This is a genomic window from Epibacterium sp. MM17-32 (assembly GCF_022348205.1).
In the GTDB taxonomy this organism is placed as follows: domain Bacteria; phylum Pseudomonadota; class Alphaproteobacteria; order Rhodobacterales; family Rhodobacteraceae; genus Epibacterium.
Map to the genome: position 1 here is coordinate 44645 of NZ_JAKRFC010000004.1, position 15054 is coordinate 59698.

General features: G+C 65.5%; 11 protein-coding genes. 8 read left to right on the forward strand and 3 right to left on the reverse strand.

What is annotated here, in order from left to right; all coding sequences use genetic code 11:
* The first annotated feature begins 177 nt into the window (after positions 1–177).
* The 3 genes from MHM88_RS08145 (at position 178) to MHM88_RS08155 (ending at position 3579) form a co-directional block, all read left to right on the forward strand.
* A complete protein-coding gene (locus tag MHM88_RS08145) occupies positions 178–1053 on the forward strand; it encodes a hypothetical protein (protein WP_239362725.1) in 876 nt (291 codons plus the stop codon).
* A gap of 103 nt (positions 1054–1156) precedes the next feature.
* Positions 1157–2149: a hypothetical protein gene (locus tag MHM88_RS08150; RefSeq protein ID WP_239362728.1), complete on the forward strand. Its 993-nt coding sequence runs from the start codon at positions 1157–1159 to the stop codon at positions 2147–2149.
* 137 nt (positions 2150–2286) lie between these two features.
* Positions 2287–3579: an O-acetylhomoserine aminocarboxypropyltransferase/cysteine synthase family protein gene (locus MHM88_RS08155; RefSeq protein ID WP_239362738.1), complete on the forward strand. Its 1293-nt coding sequence runs from the start codon at positions 2287–2289 to the stop codon at positions 3577–3579.
* A gap of 94 nt (positions 3580–3673) precedes the next feature.
* Here MHM88_RS08155 and MHM88_RS08160 read toward each other — a convergent pair whose 3' ends face one another.
* Positions 3674–4393: an SIMPL domain-containing protein gene (locus MHM88_RS08160; RefSeq protein ID WP_239362746.1), complete on the reverse strand. Its 720-nt coding sequence runs from the start codon at positions 4391–4393 to the stop codon at positions 3674–3676.
* A gap of 252 nt (positions 4394–4645) precedes the next feature.
* Between MHM88_RS08160 and MHM88_RS08165 the strand changes: the two genes are divergently transcribed.
* Positions 4646–7516 carry a hypothetical protein gene (locus tag MHM88_RS08165; protein ID WP_239362758.1) on the forward strand — a complete coding sequence of 957 codons (2871 nt, stop codon included), beginning with the start codon at positions 4646–4648 and terminating at the stop codon, positions 7514–7516.
* A 132-nt stretch (positions 7517–7648) separates the two neighbouring features.
* Here MHM88_RS08165 and hppD read toward each other — a convergent pair whose 3' ends face one another.
* Positions 7649–8749 carry a 4-hydroxyphenylpyruvate dioxygenase gene (gene hppD, locus MHM88_RS08170; RefSeq protein ID WP_239362760.1) on the reverse strand — a complete coding sequence of 367 codons (1101 nt, stop codon included), beginning with the start codon at positions 8747–8749 and terminating at the stop codon, positions 7649–7651.
* Positions 8750–8887: 138 nt separating this feature from the next.
* On the opposite strand from hppD, the gene MHM88_RS08175 reads away from it, so the two are divergent.
* From MHM88_RS08175 to MHM88_RS08185, 3 genes are all read left to right on the forward strand, one after another.
* Complete coding sequence (locus MHM88_RS08175; protein ID WP_239323075.1) at positions 8888–9343, forward strand: Lrp/AsnC family transcriptional regulator; 456 nt, start codon at positions 8888–8890, stop codon at positions 9341–9343.
* Positions 9344–9406: 63 nt separating this feature from the next.
* Positions 9407–10627 carry a PAS domain-containing protein gene (locus MHM88_RS08180; RefSeq protein ID WP_239362762.1) on the forward strand — a complete coding sequence of 407 codons (1221 nt, stop codon included), beginning with the start codon at positions 9407–9409 and terminating at the stop codon, positions 10625–10627.
* Positions 10628–11226: 599 nt separating this feature from the next.
* Positions 11227–13107 (forward strand): monovalent cation:proton antiporter-2 (CPA2) family protein, encoded by a 1881-nt coding sequence (locus tag MHM88_RS08185; protein ID WP_239362775.1) that lies wholly within the window; start codon positions 11227–11229, stop codon positions 13105–13107.
* A gap of 48 nt (positions 13108–13155) precedes the next feature.
* On the opposite strand, the gene cobT is transcribed toward MHM88_RS08185, so the two are convergent.
* Positions 13156–14166, reverse strand: coding sequence for a nicotinate-nucleotide--dimethylbenzimidazole phosphoribosyltransferase (cobT, locus tag MHM88_RS08190; protein ID WP_239362778.1), 1011 nt, complete (start codon positions 14164–14166; stop codon positions 13156–13158).
* Positions 14167–14267: 101 nt separating this feature from the next.
* Here cobT and cobS point away from each other — a divergent pair, with 101 nt between their 5' ends.
* Positions 14268–15020, forward strand: coding sequence for an adenosylcobinamide-GDP ribazoletransferase (gene cobS, locus MHM88_RS08195; protein ID WP_239362781.1), 753 nt, complete (start codon positions 14268–14270; stop codon positions 15018–15020).
* Positions 15021–15054 lie beyond the last annotated feature (34 nt).

The following is a 15054-nucleotide window of genomic DNA, read 5'->3' on the forward strand; positions in this document are numbered from 1 at the left end:
CGGCCCGGATTGTACAATACAATGCGCAAGCCCGCCGCCCGCCGACCGGAGACCACCCGCCGCGCCGCGCCATCTAGGCGCAATTGCGGCGCTGCCACCGGAAAGATGCGATTTGACCCCGGTTTTGACGCACTCTATCCGTATCCTTGGGCAAAGTAGGGCAGACAGGTCAGTCAAATGCAGGTCATTATTCATGCCGGCGCGCATGGAACAGAAGAAGATCGCCTGATGAAAACCCTCCTGCGCAACCGGGAGGCCTTTCTGGCGCGTGGCACCTCGGTGCCGGGCCCTGCAAAGTACCGCGCACTCCTGAAAGAATGCATGGCCGCGGCCAAGACCGGCACCCCGTCGGACGATGCGCGGGACTTGCTGTGGGATGCCATTCTGGAAGAAGAGCACGCCGACCGCGTGGTGCTGTCCAATCCCCACTTCTTCGGCTCGCAGCGGGATGCGCTGGACGGCCAGCGCCTCTACCCCGAGGCCGAGGAACGCATGCGCACGCTCAAGGCGCTGTTTCCCCACGACGACCTCACCCTGTTTATGGCCATTCGCAGCCCGGTCGGGTTCCTGCCCAAGCTGCTGGAGAAAGCCGGCACAGGGCGGCGCAACACGGTGCTGAGCACGACCAACCCGCGCGACCTGCGCTGGTCGGCGCTGATAAGCCGTATCCGTGCCTCGGTACCGGATGTGCCGATCATGCTGTGGTGCTATGAGGACACGCCGCTGATCTGGGCGCAGCTCCTGCGGGAATTCGGCAATCTCGAGGCCGAGAGCAAGGTCAAGGGCGGCATGGACATGCTCGCCACCATCATGAAACGCGAGGGCATGAAGCGGCTGCGCGCCTATCTGCACGAGCGCCCGCAACTGACAGAGCCCTACAAACGCCGGGTCTTTGCCGCCTTTCTCGACAAATTCGCCATCGAAGAGGAGCTGGAAGAGGAGCTCGATATTCCCGATTGGTCACCGGAGTTTATCGAGGAGATCGAACAGGCCTATGACGACGACACTGCCCAGCTCAGCCAGATTCCCGGGGTAACGCTCCTAAGCCCCTGATCCGCCCCCGTGCTCTGGCCCTGTGGCTCGCCCCTTCGGCTTGCCAAGAGGGGCCGCCTGCCCCTAGGTAGGATCAGGCAGCAGAAAAACCGCAAGAGCAATCATGTCCGGGCAGAATTTCAACATCATGATCGTCGGCCAATCGGGGCGCCTGATGTATGAGGCGGTGCTGTTTGCCGCCTCGCTCCGGGCGCAAAGCCCCGGCTTTCGGGGCCGGCTGTATGTGGCCGTGCCGCAGCCCGGCCCGCTCTGGCCCAGCCGCGACCCCTCGATCCGCAACGACCTGGTGCTGGCGACGCTCGACCGGCTTGAGGCCCAGATCCTGCCCTTCGAAAGCCAGGTCTTTGGCCAGTCCTACGCCTACGGCAACAAGATCGAGGCGCTGGCCGCCCTGCCGGAGGGAGAGCCCTTTGTGTTCTTCGATACCGACACGCTGATCACCGGCGAGCTGACCTCTGTTCCGTTTGATTTTTCCCGTCCCTCGGCCAGTCTGCGGCGCGAGGGCACCTGGCCAAAGCCCACACTCTATGGCCCCGGCTATGCCGCGATCTGGCGGTCGCTCTATACGCGCTTTGATCTGGACTTTGACAGCAGCCTCGACCGCGACCAGCCCGATGAATACTGGCGACGCTATCTCTATTTCAACGCGGGCTACTTCTACGGCGCCTGTCCGCGCGCCTTTGGCAAGCGGTTCCTCACCTATGCCCGCACGATCCGGGATGACCCACCGCGCGAGCTGGTCGGCCAGTCGCTCGATCCCTGGCTTGACCAGATTGCCCTGCCGCTGGTGATCCATTCCTTTGGCGGCGGGCGCAGCAGCCTGCCACCGGGCCATCTGGACGGGGAGGTCAGCTGCCATTACCGCACCCTGCCGCTGCTCTACGCGCGCGAGAGCGATCAGGTCGTCGCCACCCTCGAAGAGGTCAGCGCGCCGAACTGGATCAAGAAGGTGCTCAAAGGCTACGAGCCGATGAAACGCCTGATCTACCAGGGCAAGGGCCACCGCGTGCGCGCCCTGTTTGATCGCGAGAACCTGCCGCGCCGGGAACAGGCGATCCGCAACCGGATCAAATCCGAAGGGCTCTGGATGCGCTGAGCAGCGCGGACCGGCCGCCCCGCCCCCAAGTCGAAAATCAGGCCCACATCTCCGCCTCTTTCGCTTGCACTGGCGCCGCGCCCGGTGTGTGCTGTCGTCAGACCCACACCGATTGCGACACAAGGGAGTATTCAGAGATGTCCGACGGCCCCACCTATGGTTTTGATACGCTGCAAATTCACGCCGGCGCCCGCCCGGACCCGGCCACCGGCGCCCGCCAGACGCCGATCTACCAGTCCACGGCCTATGTGTTCCGCGATGCCGACCACGCCGCGGCGCTCTTCAATCTTCAGGAGGTGGGCTATATCTACTCCCGCCTGACCAACCCCACCGTGGCGGTGCTGCAAGAACGCATGGCGACGCTCGAGGGCGGCGTCGGCGCCATCTGCTGCTCCTCCGGCCATGCGGCCCAGATCATGGCGCTGTTTGCGCTGATGAGCCCGGGCAAGAACGTGGTGGCCTCGACCCGGCTCTATGGCGGCACCGTCACCCAGTTCAGCCAGACCATCAAACGCTTTGGCTGGTCGGCGAAATTTGTCGATTTCGACGACCTCGACGCGGTGCGGGAGGCCATCGACGATGACACCCGGGCGGTGTTCTGCGAATCCGTCGCCAACCCCGGCGGCTATGTCACCGATATTCGCGCGGTGGCCGATGTCAGCGACGCCGCTGGCCTGCCGCTGATCGTCGACAATACCTCCGCCACGCCCTATCTCTGCCAGCCGATCAAGTATGGCGCGACGCTGGTGGTGCATTCCACCACCAAATACCTGACGGGCAACGGCACCGTCACCGGCGGCTGCATCGTCGATTCCGGCACCTTCGACTGGTCCGCGTCGGACAAGTTCCCGTCCCTGTCGGCGCCCGAGCCGGCCTATCACGGGCTGAAATTCCACGAGACCTTCGGCAATCTCGCCTTCACCTTCCACGGCATCGCCATCGGCCTGCGCGATCTCGGCATGACCATGAACCCGCAGGCGGCGCATTACACCCTGATGGGGATCGAGACCCTGTCCCTGCGCATGCAGCGCCATGTAGAAAACGCCGAGAAGGTCGCAACCTGGCTGGAGAATGACCCGCGCATCGACTACGTGACCTACGCCGGCCTGCCCTCCTCGCCCTATGCGGAACGCGCCAAACGCTGCTACCCCAAGGGCACCGGCGGCCTGTTCACGGTGGCGATCAAGGGCGGCTATGACGCCTGCGTCAAACTGGTCGACAGCCTGGAGATCTTCTCCCACGTGGCCAACCTGGGCGACACCCGCTCGCTGATCATCCACTCCGCCTCCACCACCCACCGGCAGCTGACGCCGGAGCAGCAGGAGGCCGCCGGCGCCGGGCCCAATGTGGTGCGGGTTTCCATCGGGATCGAGGATGCCGACGATCTGATCCGCGACCTGGATCAGGCCCTCGCCAAGGCCTGCGGCTGAGGCATCACGCCCGCGGCACCGCTTCTGAATCAAACCTGCAAAAGGCCGGGATGTCCCGGCCTTTTTCCGTTTTGCAACAGGGGAGTAGCGCTGCTCAATTCGGCCCCGAGGGCTCCAGGATGTCAAAGGTCACCGACACGCTGTGGCGCAGGTTCACCGACCCCGGCGAAATCGGCATATCCGCCGAACGCGCCATCTCCATGGCCATCATCGGCGCGCCGCCCTGGGGGCCGCCATCGCGGATTTCCCGCACCGGCCCCAGCGCCATGCCGGTGGCCTCGGCCAGCTGCCGCGCCTTGTGGATCGCATCTTCCACCGCCTTGGTGCGCAGCCCATCCTGTGCCGCGTCGCGCTCACTGTAGGAAAACGACAGCCCGCGGAACTCATTGGCGCCGGCCCGCAGCACGTCATCCAGAACCCCGCCCATGGCGTCGATATCATGCAGGGTTACCAGCAGCAGATTCGACGCCTCGAACCCGGTAATCGTGCGCTCCTCCCGCCCGTCGCGGCGGATCTGGCTCCAGACCGGATGCATGGAGATCTGCTGCGTCTGCATGTCCTCACCCGCGATGCCGCTGTCGGCCAGGCTCGTCATGACCTCGTTCATCTGCACCGACACCTGCTCCATCGCCGCGCCCGCCTCTTCGGCCTGCGCCCGCACGCCCAGCGTGATGACGGCCTGATCCGGCGCCACATCCATGCTGGCCTCACCGGTCACATGCAATTGCCGCAGCTCTTCGGCGTGCAGTGGCGACAGGGGGGCAAGCGCAACAACGCCCGCCAGCATCATGGCGGCGGTTTTTCGGTTCAACATCTGGGATCCTCCGATGGTGTCGAGATACCCCCGTAGATGGGAGCGGCAAATCCCCGCGCGCAAGGGGAGGTTTTGTGCTTTTGCTTCCCCTCGGCGGGTTCCTGCTCTATGGTTTGCACAACAATAACGGCGCCCCGTTGCGTTGTTCCCGGGGGTGGTCACAGGCTGGCAAGCACAGGCATGAGATGTGACACCCGGGACGATGTATCTCCTGTGGGGCGAGGCGCGCAGACAGAAGACCCTGATGATTTGATGAAACCGGAGTTCGCGCTCTCACTTTCCTTCGATAGCATCGCGCTGCTGATCCGGGGCGCGGGCGGCTGGCGCCGTGTCGGCACCGTCTCCACCGAGGTCGACGACCTGGTGACCGAGCTGGCCATCCTGCGCAGCCGCGCCGAAGACCTGACCGACGCGCCGCTGCACAGCAAGCTGATCCTGCCCGATGCGCAGATCCGCTATCTCAGCGTGGAGACCGGCGACCTGCCCCATGACGCGCGGATCGAAGCGGCCCGCACGGCGCTCGAAGGGGTCACCCCCTATGCGGTGACGGAGCTGGCCTTCGACATCAGCCCCGAGGGCACGCGGACACATGTCGCGGCCGTGGCCATCGAAACGCTCGAAGAAGCCGAGAGCTTTGCCAGCGAACATGGCTTTGGTCCGGTCAGCTTTGTCGCCGTCCCCGGCGCGCATCCCTTCCTCGGAGAGCCCTTTTTCGGCACCTGCCGCGCCGCCCGCGGGCTGACGGTCGACCCCGATGGCATCGCCGTGGTCGAAATCGGCGATCTGGATGCTGAGACCCCGGAGACCGAGCCCCCGAACACTCAGGCCCCGAAGACCGAAACGCCCGACCTGACGCCCGACGCCGCTGCCACCGGATCGCGTCCCGAAACGCAGCACTCGGAGGACACTCCGGAAACCTCTTCCACGACCGACACAGGCGAGCCGGATCTCTATCCGGCGGAGGGCGTCGAAACCGAGCTGGCCCCGCGTGGCCCCGCCCCGATCATACTGCCTGCGGCCCCGCCGATGGCGGCCCCCGATGAGGCGGCTGCCCCGGCCGCGCGTGCATCGGCTCCGGCTGCGCAGGATCCCGCTGCCGCCCCCGCAGCGCAGGCCGAAGACGACACAGACGACGCAGACGACGCCTCGGAAGACGGGCCAGCAGACGGGCCAGCAGACGGGCCGGTGATCGGGTTCAGCTCCCGTCGCCGGACATCGCCAGAGCCCGCTGACGGGCGCGCCGCCGGGACCAAGACCCAGCCCACAGCGCCGGCCCCGGTAACCGCCCCCGCAGAGGCAGCCCCGGGCAAGCTGCTGCTCGGCCCCGCAACCGAGGCAACGCCCGCGGCCCCTCTGGCGCAGGCGCCCGCACCCGCGCAGGCAACCGCGGCGGCTGCGGCCTCTGCCTCCAGCCTGCCCGCGGCCCCGAACCTGGCGCTGCCGACGCCGGTTCTGGCTCATACCACCTCGGCGCCACCCAAGGCACGGGCAAACAGCAGCGCCCCCCGTGCCCAGGCGGTGACACCGCCCGGCGGCAATATTGCACGCATGCCCCAGGCCAACCCGCTGCGGGCCCGCCCGGTCCGGATCGGGGTCGCAGCTGCGGCGCTGGCCACGGTCTCCGCGCTTGGCGCCTGGGCGGTGGTGCAGGAACTGCCGGAGCTGTGGTCGGATCTGAAACGCGCCGATCTGGTCGAAACCGAGGATCCCGTGGCCCCGCCGGTGCTGACCCACGCCCAACCGCAGACCTCCGCGCTGCTGGCAGAGGGCTTTGCCGCGCCCGGGCTCTCTGGTGCGGATGCGCCGCTGACGCCCGGCCCGGATGCCACCCTGTCGGACACCGCGACCTCGGCACCGGGGCAGCTGTCCGAGGCGGACCTCGGCGATGTCTCGCATCAGATGCCGCAGGACCAGCCCGGCGCGCTGACCGTCACCGATGCCGCGGTGCTCGAAGCACTGGGCACGCCGGTCATCGACGAGGTCGCGCCGCTTGATGGGGAGGATCTGGTCATCGCCTCCCTGCCCGCTCCGCGCGACCTGTCCGCGCCGCAAACCGGCCAGCCGGACCCCGCCCGCCTGACGCAACAGGATGGCGATGTGTCCCTCGATCCAGAGGCGCTTGCTGACGGCATTCTGCCCGGAGAGGGCGATGCCTACTCGGACTATGATGAGGGCACCCCGGATGTAGACGCGCTGGAACAGGCGGCGCAATATGCCGCCACCGGGATCTGGCAGCAGGTGCCCCGGATTGCAGAGCTGCCCGCACTGATCAACCTCGACGACGTCTATGTCGCCTCCATCGACCATACCGACCTGTCGCAGGACGCGGTCGCCCTGCCGGCGCAGCCCGAGATCGAGACCGACAGCCCCTTTGGCGCCGTCTCCAGCCCGACCGACGCCGGGCAGACGTTCGACCTCGACGACCGCGGATTGGTCACGGCCACCCCCGATGGCACCCTCAATCCCGACGGCATCATGGTCTTTGCCGGCCGGCCGGCGAAAGTGCCGCCGCCGACCCCGGATCGCCCCACCGCCCGAGAGTTGGAACAGGCGCAAGCCGCCGCGCATGACGCGCGCATGCGGCTGGTCCGGCCCCGCACCCGCCCGGGTGATCTGGTGGAACAGGCCGAGCGGGCGCAGCTTGGCGGTGTGGTGCGGGCGGAACTGCTGTCCAAACGCCCCAAAACCCGCCCCGCCAGCCTCAAGACCGAAGAACAGGAAAGCCAGCCCGCCACCGCCCTTGCCGTGGCGCGCGCGCCGCAACCCAGGGCGCGGCCGGCCAATTTCGCCAATATCGTGGATCGCGCCGCCCGTCGCCAACAGCAGCAGCGGCAAACCGCCGCCGCAGCACCTGCGGCGGTCACCCCGGCGATCCCCTCTTCCGCCTCTGTCGCGCGCCAGGCCACGGTTGAACGGGCACTCAACCTGCGCCGTGTGAACCTGATCGGTGTCTACGGCAAACCCTCTGATCGCCGCGCCCTGGTCCGGCTGCCCTCCGGCCGCTACGTCAAGGTCAAGGTCGGCGACCGCATCGACGGTGGTCGCATCGTCGCCATCGGCGACAGCCAGCTACAATATCAAAAGAGCGGTCGCAACACGACCCTGTCCCTGCCCAACGGCTAAGCCCGACCGCGCGGCGCCAGCAGGTCCGGACACCGCGCTCCACGCGGTATGACACACATGAAAAAGCCGGGCATCGCGCCCGGCTTTCTTGTTTACCTGTGGGAGGGTCGTTTCGGGGACCAAACGGGCAGGTTATTCTGCGGCGGCAATTTCGCCGTTGTTGATCTGTTCCTGCTCGATCGACTCGAACAGCGCCTTGAAGTTGCCCTCGCCAAAGCCGTCGTCGCCCTTGCGCTGGATGAACTCAAAGAAGATCGGCCCGATCACGGTTTTTGAGAAGATCTGCAACAGGATACGGGTCTCGCCCCCGTCAACCACACCTTCACCGTCGATCAGGATACCGTGTTTCTTCATCCGGTCGAGCGGCTCTTCATGGCCTGTCACCCGGTCATGGCTCATCTCGTAATAGGTTTCCGGCGGCGCTGGCATGAACTGGATGCCGCGTTCGGAAATCTCGTCTGTCGCGTCATAGATGTCGCGCGCGCCCACCGCGATGTGCTGGATGCCTTCGCCGTTGTATTTCTTGAGATAGGCCACGATCTGCCCGGTCTCGCCGCGGTCCTCGTTGATCGGGATGCGGATGCGGCCACAGGGCGAGGTCAGCGCGCGGCTGAACAGGCCGGTGTATTTGCCCTGGATGTCAAAGAAACGGATTTCCTTGAAGTTGAACAACTCGCCATAAAAGTTGAACCACTTGTCCATGTTGCCCTTGAACACGTTGTGGGTCAGGTGATCGAGGTAGTAGAACCCGACGCCGCGCGGCTTGGACTGCTTCAGCCACTCGAATTCCTCGTTGTAGGGCGAGGTCTCGTAATACTGGTCGATGAAGTAGATCAGCGAGCCACCGATGCCCTTGATCGCGGGCACATCCATGGTCTTGTCGTCGCCCTCATAGGGCTCCGCCCCCTTGGCAACCGCGTGGTCGAATGCCTTCTGCGCATCCACCACACGCCAGCCCATGGCCGGGGCGCAGGGGCCGTGCAGCTCGACGAATTTCTCCGCAAAGGAGCCCTTTTCGGCATTCAGGATGTAGGTGATATCGCCCTGCTGCCACAGCTCGATGCCCGGCTTGGTCTTGTGGCGCCCAACCAGCTCATAGCCCATCTTGGCAAACAGCTCACGCAGCTCTTCCGGGTTGGGGCTGGCGAACTCGACAAATTCAAAACCATCGGTGCCGGCGGGGTTCTCGTCGCTGATCACGGATTTCGGCGCGTCGTGGGGGAAAGGTCCCATGCGTATCTCCTGCGTTGCGGGTTGCGTTTGACAAAGAATACCGCATCTCAGGCGCATATTTTGCGCAATCTCTCAGGTCGCCCTTTCTTTGTTCGCGCGTTTTCCGCACTATATCGGAGTAAAACAAGGAAACCCCGCATGCTCGACCCCATCGACATTAAATTGCTCGCACATCTGCAAAAGGACGCCCAGGCCACCGCACAGGAACTGGGAGAGGCGCTGAACCTGTCGCCCAGCCAGGCCGGCCGGCGGCGCCAGCGGCTGGAGAGTGACGGAATCATCCAGAGCTATGTGGCACGGCTCGATCCGGGCAAACTGGGTCTGGCGGTGCAATGTTTCGTGCAGGTGCATCTGCACAGCCACGGCCCGGACAATGCGGCAAGTTTTGCCCGCCTGGTCGCCGGCCGGCCAGAGATCACCTCCGCCTGGACCATGACCGGCGAGGCGGATTACCTGCTGCGGGTCTATTGTCACGATCTTCAGGAATTGAACACATTGTTGCATGAGATCATCCTGCCCCACCCTGCGGTCGGGCGCGTACACAGCCAGATCGTGATGGCACAGTTAAAAGGTGACAGTCCGCTCCCCGTTTAATGATGCGTGAACCACTACGCTCTTAGGGTGGGATGAAACTGACCATCAGATGGAATCGCACCCGTGACATTTGTCGACCGTCGTATTGAAACCCGCCCCAGCAGCGGCGCAGCACCATTCGAACTGAATGAGGTCTTTTTCTCCCGGACCGACGACCGGGGCGTCATTTCGGCCTGTAACTACGTCTTCCGACGGGTGGCGCATTACTCCTGGGACGAAATTATTGGCGCCCCGCACAAGCTGATCCGCCACCCGGACACGCCGCGTGGTCTGTTCTACCTGTTCTGGGACACGCTCAAAAGCGGCAAGACCATCGGCGCCTATGTGAAGAACAAGTCCAAGGACGGGCTGCATTACTGGGTCTACGCCACCGTCGTGCCCTGCGAAGACGGCTACCTCTCCGCCCGGATCAAACCCAGCAGCAAGCTGTTCAATGAGATCCAGGCGCTCTATGCCAAGATGGTCAAGGCAGAGACCGAAGGCGGGCTCTCCCCCGAGGAAAGCGCCCAGATGCTGATCGACTGGGTGCATGACAAGGGGTTTGACGATTACCAGCATTTCGCCTCCCACGCGCTGGCCGAGGAGCTGATTTCCCGGGACGAGGGGCTCGGGCGCAAACCCGATCCGCAGATCTCCGAGTTGCGGACCATGCTGCGCAATGCCGAGAAACTGCTGGATGAAACCCACGGCCTGGTCAAGGACTTCGAGGCCATGCACACCATCCCGCACAATCTGCGGGTCATCGCGTCACGGATCGAACCCTCCGGCGGGCCGGTCACCGTGCTGTCGCAGAACTATGGCGCCATGTCGCGCGAGATGTCCGATTGGTTCGAGCGCAACGTGATGGGCGAGAACACCAATTTCGCGACGGTGAAACACTCGGTCAACTCCAGCCTGTTCATCGCCGGCATGACCCGCATCCTGATGGAATGTGACAGCCAGCTTCAGGAAGAACGCCGCAGCCTCGGCGAGGTCGAGATGGAAGGCGAACGGGACAAACTGGCGCGCCTGGTGGAGCAACAATCCGGCTATGCCAGCAAAGGCATGGCCGAGGTGGACATCGAAGCGGTGCGAATCATCAACGCCTGCCAGGTGATGCACCGGCATTTCCTCGGCCTCAGCTCGACCCGGGTCCTGTGCAAGATCGAAAGCGCCCGGCTGCCCTCCTCCGGCGAAACCCTGGCCGACATCATCGACCAGCTCGGCGCCTTCCAGGAGCGTATCTCGGAACGTCTGGAACATATCGCAAAGCTGGGCGAGGAAATCCGCTCCCTCGAAACCTAGAGGCAGGCCCTCGCCGCCACAAACCCTGTCGCGGCCTGTCGCCTCATGCGCTGCCGCGACGCACCAATCTCCGTGCTGCTGCTCCGACGGCAGCAGCCCGAGGACATTGTCGACGACCGAAGCTAAGCACTGGCAAAAGGCGCGTAAACATACGGGGCTGCGGGTGCGCTCAAGGCTGCGGCAGGCTGGCGAAGACACAGATCGCCCGACCATACCGGCGGAGGCGGTCCCGCACGCCCACCAACGCTCGGACACAGACGTCTGGCAAGGCCAATCTCGTGTCACACGCGCCACATCCTTGATCCCGCTGATCGGGCTGACACCCGCCGGACCTGCACCACAGCTCATAGGCCGGCCTGCGCACGGTTCCGGCCAAACGGTTCCGAGAGGGGCATGGCGGTCCTGCGGGCGATCCCGGGCGGGGCGGCAATCGCCCAGCCGCGCCCTTGCCCCCCTCGCCCAGCCCCCCCCCTCGCCCAGCCAACCCCTTGCGCGCAGCAGCTGCGCCACGCGGCAGATTTTTCCACACCGGTCATCGGAATCGACAAACAACTCCCCTATGTCTTTGCCAGGTCATCATTTGCTGGCAATATCACCCCATGGACAGTTTTCTTTCTCAAGCTTCGATTTATCTCGCCGCCGCGGTGATTGCAGTGCCGATCGCGGCCCGCCTTGGTCTGGGGTCGGTGCTCGGCTATCTCGCCGCCGGCATCCTGATCGGACCGGTCTTTGGGCTGGTCGGGTCCGAAACCGCCGAGTTGCAGCATTTTGCAGAGTTCGGCGTCGTCATGATGCTGTTTCTGATCGGTCTGGAACTGGAACCGCGTGCGCTCTGGGCGATGCGACACCATCTGATCGGGCTCGGCGGATTGCAGATCCTGGCCTCCACCGCGCTGCTCGCCGCCGCCGCCATCGGGTTTGGCCACGGCTGGCAGGTGGGACTGGCTGTCGGACTGGCGCTGTCGCTGTCCTCCACCGCGATCGTACTGCAAACCCTGACGGAAAAGGGGCTCACCGGAACCGGCGGCGGGCGTGCGACCTTTTCGGTTCTGCTGACCCAGGACATCGCGGTGATCCCGATCCTGGCGTTGCTGCCGCTGCTGGCCTCCCACGCCCCGGCAAGCCTGTCTCATGACGGCTCGATCCAGGTCGGCGAGGACGCAGCGCATGGGGCGGGTCATCACTCGCTCTCCCTAGTCGAAGGTCTGCCGGGCTGGGCCGTGACCCTGATGACCATCGGGGCCATCGCCTTTGTGATCCTGGCCGGGGTCTACCTCAGCCGACCGGTGTTCCGCTTCATCCATGCCTCCAACCTGCGCGAGATGTACACGGCGCTGGCGCTGCTGATCGTGGTGGGGATCTCCTTTCTGATGACGCTGGTGGGGCTTTCGCCCGCGCTTGGCGCCTTCCTCGCCGGGGTGGTTCTGGCCAACAGCGAATTCCGCCACGAGCTGGAAAGCGACCTTGAACCCTTCAAAGGGCTGTTGCTGGGGCTGTTCTTCATCACCGTCGGCGCGGGAATCAACTACCGGCTGTTCCTGGCCGAACCCAGCGATGTCATCGGCCTGGCGCTGCTGGTGATCCTGGCCAAGGGCACGGTGCTCTATTTCGTCGGCAAGGCCTTTGGCCTCAAGGGGCGCAATCACTGGCTGTTCACCCTGGGTCTGGCCCAGGCTGGTGAATTCGGCTTTGTGCTGCTGGCCTTCTCGCTGCAACTCAACGTCATCACGCCGGATCTGTCGGAGAAACTGCTCTTGGTGATCGCGCTGTCGATGCTGATCACCCCGCTGCTGTTCATTCTCTACGAGATCCTGTCCAAACGGATGGCGGAGACCCATGTGGAGCACACCCCGGACGAGATCGACGAGGAAGGCACCGTCATCATCGCCGGGATCGGCCGCTTTGGTCAGATCGTGCATCGCCTGGTCAACGCCAGCGGGTTCAAGACCGTGCTGCTGGACAGCGACATGAAGGCGGTGCAGCTGATGCGCCGCTTCGGGGTCAAGAGCTTCCTCGGCGATCCCACCCGGCCCGAGCTTCTGAAGGCCGCCGGCATCGCCAAGGCCAAGGTCCTGGTGGTGGCGCTGGACGATCAGGAGAACGCCACCAAACTGGTGGCCTATGCCAAGCGCCAGTTCCCCGAGGTGCATATCGTCGCCCGCGCCTATGACCGCAATCACGCCTTCGAACTCTACAAGGCGGGCGCGGATGACATCGTGCGCGAGATGTTCGACAGCTCGCTCCGGGCCGGGCGCTATGTGCTGGAGAACATCGGCCTCAGCGACTACGAGGCGGCGCAGGCGGAGCAGACCTTCTACGCCCATGACCGCCACACCGTGCGGGAACTGGCCGCGCATTGGATCCCCGGCACGCCCGCCAGCGAGAACCCCGCCTATATCAAACGGGCGCGCGAGCTGGAAAAGGATCTGGAAACCGCGCTGTTGTCGCTGGCCGAAGACCACGTCAAGAAATCGGCCTGACCCTGCGGCCTTGGTGTCTCCCTGCCCCGGTCCCGGCCGGGGCCGGTCTCAACCGTCGGCGACACCGGCCTCGGCAAAGGTGGCCATGCCGCTGTGGCAGGCAACCGCGCCCTTCAGCACCTGTATCGCCAGCGCCGCGCCGGAGCCCTCGCCCAGCCGTAGCCCCAGCGACAGGAGCGGCGCCTTGCCCAACCGGTCCAGCAGGCTGGCATGAGCGCTTTCGGCGCTCTGATGACCGGCGATGGCATGATCGAGCGCGCCATCCGCGATCTGTGCCAGACAGGCCGCCGCGGCGCAGCAGATAAACCCGTCGAGGATCACCGGAATGCGCAGCACCCGGGCGGCCGCGATCGCACCGGCCATGGCCGCGACCTCGCGCCCGCCAAGCCGGCCGAGCACCTCCAGCCCGTCCGTGACAGGGTGCAGCGCCACGCCTTCGGCGACCACTTGCGTCTTAAGTTCGAGACCCGCGTCATCGACGCCGGTGCCGCGCCCGGTCCAATCGCCCGGGGCACCTCCGTACAGCGCATGACACATCGCCGCCGCCGAGGTGGTATTGCCGATACCCATCTCGCCCACCACCAGCAGATCCGCCTGCGGATCGACCGCGTTCCACCCGGTCTGCAACGCCGCCAGCAGCTCTGCCTCGCTCATCGCCGGACCGGAGGTGAAATCACCGGTCGGGTGGTCGAGATCCAGCGCATGCACATCCATGCGCGCCCCCGCAAGCCGCGCCAGCTGGTTGATCGCGGCGCCCCCGGCCTTGAAATTCGCCACCATCTGCACGGTGACCTCGGACGGGAAGGCAGACACACCCCGAGCCGTAACCCCGTGATTGCCGGCAAAGACGATCACCTGCGGCGCGGTGATCTGCGGCCGGTCGGTGCCGCGCCAGCTGCCATACCAGATCGCCACCTCCTCCAGCTGCCCCAATGCGCCAGGCGGCTTGGTCAACTGGCCGTTGCGGGCCTCGCAACCGGCGCGCGCCGCGGCATCGGGGGCGGGAGCCTCGGTCAGGTGCGACCGGAAAGTGGCGAGTGAGTTCAGTTCTGGCAGCATAAAAAGCCTCGTTGCGTCGGAGGGCACCGCACGGGTAAAGCGGTGTCTGATCTGTTTACTCTGCGCATCCCGCGCCGAGAAGACCTGCCAGAGGCACTGACATGCAAAAAAGCGACATCAAGCGGATCGACGCGGTGCTGGCCCTCGTGCTGCTGACCCGCCTGCCCCTGCCCCACTTGCCCAAGGACAGCTTTGCGCGCCAGTCCCGGGCGGTCTGGGCCTTTCCGCTGGCCGGGCTGGTGGTCGGCGGGCTGGCGAGTGTGATGGCGATGGCGGCGCTGGCGGTCTGGCCCCCGGCCGTGGCCGCGGGGCTGGCCCTTGCGGTGCAGATCTTGGTGACCGGCGCCATGCATGAAGACGGGCTGGCCGACAGCGCTGATGGTCTCTGGGGCGGGTTCGACCGCAGCCGGCGGCTGGAGATCATGAAGGACAGCCAGATCGGCACCTATGGTGTGCTGGTGCTGGTGCTGAGCCTCGGGCTGCGCTGGCTCACGCTCAGCGCGCTTTTGGCGGCGGGGATGATCTGGGCGCCGGTGGCCCTGGCGGTGCTGAGCCGTGCGACCATGCCGGTGCTGATGGCAAGCCTGCCCAACGCCCGCGGCAGCGGTCTTTCGCAATCGGTCGGACGCCCCACCTGGGGGGCGGTGCTGCTGGGGGGTGCGCTGGCGCTCCTGCTTGGCCTGCTGAGCCTCGGCGCGCCGATGCTCCTTGCTGCACTGGTGTTGATCCCGGTGGTCGCCGGGATGCGCGCGCTTGCGCGGGCCAAGATCGGCGGTCAGACCGGCGACATCCTTGGCGCCACCCAGCAGATCAGCGAAATCGCCGCCGGGCTGACCCTGCTGGCCCTGCTCTAGCGGCAGGGACCATCAGCGATAGGGACCATCACCC

Excerpts from the sequence above, each read along its gene's own strand:
- hppD (WP_239362760.1), bottom strand. The coding sequence starts at position 8,749 with ATGGGACCTTTCCCCCACGACGCGCCGAAATCCGTGATCAGCGACGAG.
- MHM88_RS08165 (WP_239362758.1), top strand. The coding sequence starts at position 4,646 with ATGAAACCGGAGTTCGCGCTCTCACTTTCCTTCGATAGCATCGCGCTG.
- MHM88_RS08150 (WP_239362728.1), top strand. The coding sequence starts at position 1,157 with ATGTCCGGGCAGAATTTCAACATCATGATCGTCGGCCAATCGGGGCGC.
- MHM88_RS08160 (WP_239362746.1), bottom strand. The coding sequence starts at position 4,393 with ATGTTGAACCGAAAAACCGCCGCCATGATGCTGGCGGGCGTTGTTGCG.
- MHM88_RS08145 (WP_239362725.1), top strand. The coding sequence starts at position 178 with ATGCAGGTCATTATTCATGCCGGCGCGCATGGAACAGAAGAAGATCGC.
- cobS (WP_239362781.1), top strand. The coding sequence starts at position 14,268 with ATGCAAAAAAGCGACATCAAGCGGATCGACGCGGTGCTGGCCCTCGTG.
- MHM88_RS08155 (WP_239362738.1), top strand. The coding sequence starts at position 2,287 with ATGTCCGACGGCCCCACCTATGGTTTTGATACGCTGCAAATTCACGCC.
- MHM88_RS08185 (WP_239362775.1), top strand. The coding sequence starts at position 11,227 with ATGGACAGTTTTCTTTCTCAAGCTTCGATTTATCTCGCCGCCGCGGTG.
- MHM88_RS08175 (WP_239323075.1), top strand. The coding sequence starts at position 8,888 with ATGCTCGACCCCATCGACATTAAATTGCTCGCACATCTGCAAAAGGAC.
- cobT (WP_239362778.1), bottom strand. The coding sequence starts at position 14,166 with ATGCTGCCAGAACTGAACTCACTCGCCACTTTCCGGTCGCACCTGACC.